This is a genomic window from Myxacorys chilensis (genome assembly GCF_059505265.1).
Map to the genome: position 1 here is coordinate 1 of NZ_JCACKG010000200.1, position 3335 is coordinate 3335.

General features: G+C 62.5%; 1 protein-coding gene and 1 pseudogene. One reads left to right on the top strand and one right to left on the bottom strand.

Features of this window, described 5'->3' with window-relative positions; translation table 11 throughout:
* Positions 1-200: 200 nt before the first annotated feature.
* Positions 201-524, bottom strand: a pseudogene (locus tag AC5JLB_RS18735) (IS481 family transposase); the annotation flags it as partial.
* A gap of 234 nt (positions 525-758) precedes the next feature.
* Between AC5JLB_RS18735 and AC5JLB_RS18740 the strand changes: the two are divergent.
* A complete protein-coding gene (locus AC5JLB_RS18740; protein ID WP_495875342.1) occupies positions 759-2822 on the top strand; it encodes a glycosyltransferase family 2 protein in 2064 nt (687 codons plus the stop codon).
* Positions 2823-3335 lie beyond the last annotated feature (513 nt).

Sequence of the window (3335 nt, forward strand, 5' to 3'; positions counted from 1 at the left end):
CGGGAGCATGCTTCGGTCCGTGGTGAGCCGCGGGCACTGCCAATAGGATGCCGGTTCGGTGCAGGCTCGATGTGCCGATCTCACAAACGTGTTCGGTCCTGGCGGTCGGCGATGGTCTGGAGCAGGGTCTCACCGGGACCGAGTCCCTGGGGGGACCTCGAACGCCAGCGGTCAGTCAGGCAGCGGTGGGAATCTTCTCCCGGCTTGTCGCCCTCCAGATCGGGGAGTCTGGAGATCCCTTGCCGGTGCAGACAGCAATGCAGCGAAGATCGCGCGAGCCCTGGGATCGAGGGCTGGAGAGCATAAAGGCAGTCGTCCAGCGGCAGCAACGTGTGGCGGCGGAAGGCGACGATGATCGCCTCCTCGTCGGGCGAGAGCACCGTCGAGCGGAGCTCGCGCGGGCCGGTTGGTCGGCCAGCGATTGTGTCCCGACCCTTCCACTCCGCCACCGTCTTGGGATTGATCCCGTGGCGCTTGGCGAGGGTCCTCAGGCGCTCCCATGAAGAACCTGGCCCATAGCGCATCCATCCATGCTGGGGAGAAAACCGCACCAGCAAACCCGGCGATCAAACTTCTAGGAGGTCCGGTGAGACGCCCCACAAGGGAGGGTTTAATGAGGTATATCGATAGGCAACCCGTGATTGTATAAACGAACAATAAGGTTCCATCACAATACCGCGATATTGAAAAGGGCTAGGGACAGTGACCTCAGGGCAATGGTAACGCGGCGTTCCGATTAGCGAGTGGCAGGAGCTAGCATGGACAGGATGTTTGGCCGGGCGGCGCGCAGCGTCGCACTGGGGTGGGGGTTGGTCATTGCCGTCGTCCTGTTCTCGATCGGCTTTGTCATTGAGACCTTCGCCTCTGCCGCTCCAGCTTGGCAGGAGGCGCTCTATGCCCTGCTTGGCCTCGCTTTGGCCTACGGAGCCTTCGCACATGTGCTATGCCACTACGGCTACGTGGCACGCCTTCGCGACAAGGCTGACGATCCTGGAGCACAGGATCTTGTCCGTGGGCGGACGACGCGCTTTGGAGCGCTGATCCCCTCCTATCGTGAGGAGCCCGAGTTCGTATATCGCGCCATGCTGAGCGTGGCGTTGCAGCGTCATGACGACAAATGGCTGCGGCTGCTGGTGGATGACCCTCCTGAGCCGCGCAAACCCGAGGAGCGGCGGCTGCTCGAGGCGGCGCGAGCCCTTCCTGGCCAAGTGCAGACGTTTCTCAAGCCACTCGAACGTATCGCTGCCCACGCTTCAGCGCTTGCGGCTGAGGAGGCCAACAACGCGCCGGACGCGCTTATCCAAGCCCATCGTGACCTCGCTGCCCACTTTGCCGAGCAGGCCAGGAAGTGGCCGGCGGAGACTGCGGATGATCGGTTCTTCCGCACTCAGGTTCTCGAGCAGCTCGCGGCAGATCATGCTCATGACGCTTCAGCGGCTTCCGCTGACCCGCTGACAGCCAAGGCCGAGATTGCCCGAATGCAGCGCCGCTTCCGGTGTGACGTGGCGACATTTGAGCGCAAGCGCTTCGACAATCTCAGCCATGCCGCTAACAAGGCCATGAACCTCAACACCGCCATCGATCTGGTCGGCCGGCGAGTGCGAGAGGTCCGCCGTGGAAAGAAGCTACACCTTGTGGACAGCCGGTCCGGGACCTGCCTCATCCCGCAGACGGATTACCTCATCACACTTGATGCCGACAGCCTGCTAGCGCCTGGTTACGCCGCTCGGCTTCTGGCCGTCATCACGGCTGAGGGCTCCGAGAGCATTGCCGTGGCCCAGACTCCTTATGCGGCATTGCCTGAAACGGCCACGCTGCTTGAGCGGGTTGCCGGTGCGACAACGGATGTGCAGCGGATCATCCACCAAGGCTTTGCGCGGTTTGACGCTGCTTTCTGGGTCGGTGCCAACGCTGTGCTTCGGCTCAAGGCGTTGCGGGATATCGCAACCGAGGAGATTGAGCGCGGGCACGTGGTTCGGCGCTACGTTCAGGATCGCACGCCCATCGAGGACACGGAAAGCACGATTGACCTCGCCGTCAAGGGCTGGGGCATCCATAACCACGATGCCATCCTCGCCTGGTCGGCGACCCCGCCTGACTTCGGGGCGCTGGTGATCCAGCGCCGGCGCTGGGCCTGCGGTGGGCTGATCGTTCTGCCGAAGGCCCTTGGGGCAGTCTGGCGTTCAACCGCTCCCCTTGGCCAGCGTCTCCTTCAGCTCTTGGTCAGGGCCCATTATCTAGGCTCGCTGGCTTGGTGCCCCGTGGCTCTGCTTGTTCTGGCAGTGGGCCCGTTCGACCCGGCTCTCACGGGCATCTTCCTGCCGCTTGTCGCACTGCCCTACTTCGTGGCCTATGCCCTCGACCTCGTCTTGTCCAAGCGCTCTGTCGGAGAGCTGGTGGCCGTCTACGGCCTGAACCTCCTGCTTATCCCAGTTAACCTGGCGGGGGCCCTTGCGTCGCTTCGGCAGGCTGTCACCGGTCAGAAGGTCCCGTTCGCAAGAACACCGAAGGTCAACGACCGAACCGCCGCACCGATCGGCATCCTGGCAGCGGTGTGGGGGGGCTGGCTGTTCCTTCTGGCAAGCGCCGCCTCGGATGCTTGGCTCCTGGAAGTGGCAAATGCGGTGTTTGCAGGAGCTAACGGAATGGCTCTCCTTGCGGCTGCCCTGGCCTATATCGGCTGGCACGCCACCCGCGAAGACATTCTGGCACGGGTCGCTTCCAAGCGGCATACGGTTGCTTCGATCTCTGATGCGGAGCTCGATAACGGTGAGATGAGCAATCCCAATCAAGCACGTGACGAAATCCGCACCGCCGCCTAAGGACATCTCTCTGCACTGCGCACAATGCCGGGCAGGACGTAGCTCGTCCTGAACGTCAACGTTCGTTGTGGCTGTTATGAGGGAGTGGCGAGAAGAGAGAGCAACGGGCTGATCGCCTGTGCGTATGTCAAGAATTTGTTCTCTAACGGAGCAAGGTCTGGCGGCTCTGGTCTGAGCGGGTAGTGTCTTTCGGGTGCCGGTGTTTTCTAAGTGCTCGGGTTGGCACTTGGTGGGGTCAACTGGGTGCAGGGCGGCTTGGTCGAAAGCACAGTCCAACTACCTGGGTTGCTCCCGCTCGCGAGCTCGATGCTATCTCATACCACCGAGCTCATGATCTGACGCATGGCAGCGAGGACGCATCCGGTCCGTCAGAATTACCTTTGGCCTCCATGCGTCAGATCATGAGCTGGACGGTATCAGTCCTGTGAGTGGCAGGACTCAGGCCAGTCTGAACTCGGTACCGTGGCGGGGCATGGCGTGCATGATGACGGCGCAGCGGCGCGCGAGCGCGAC